The sequence below is a fragment of the Bacillus sp. SIMBA_008 genome, assembly GCF_046535495.1.
Lineage (GTDB): Bacteria > Bacillota > Bacilli > Bacillales > Bacillaceae > Bacillus > Bacillus subtilis.
Window position 1 is genome coordinate 1 of sequence record NZ_JAWRWL010000118.1, and the last position, 361, is coordinate 361.

1 protein-coding gene is annotated in these 361 nt (G+C 37.4%); it reads left to right on the forward strand.

Going from position 1 to position 361, the window contains the following annotated elements; all coding sequences use genetic code 11:
• Positions 1–55: 55 nt before the first annotated feature.
• On the forward strand, positions 56–361 hold a 306-nt coding region (locus SB658_RS22420), incomplete at its 3' end, for a pirin family protein (protein WP_410602419.1).

A 361-nucleotide genomic window follows, 5' to 3' on the forward strand; every position in this document is an offset into this window, starting at 1 on the left:
GTGAGAAAAATTTTTAAAATAAATCTTGAATTCGAGATAATATGAGGTGAAGGATATGTTTAGAAAAGTTGATCATAAAAATATGGGAAGAGCAAATCATGGTTGGTTAAATACACATTTTCATTTTTCCTTTGCGAATTACTATAACCCGAATAACATGAACTTTGGAGCATTGCGTGTAATTAATGATGACCTAGTAGCGGCACAAACTGGTTTTGATATGCATCCGCACCGCGATATGGAAATCATTTCGTACGTTGTGGATGGTGCTTTAACACATGAGGATAGCATGGGGAACCGCGGAACAATTGAGCGAGGACATGTTCAATATATGAGTGCTGGCACAGGTGTATTTCATAGC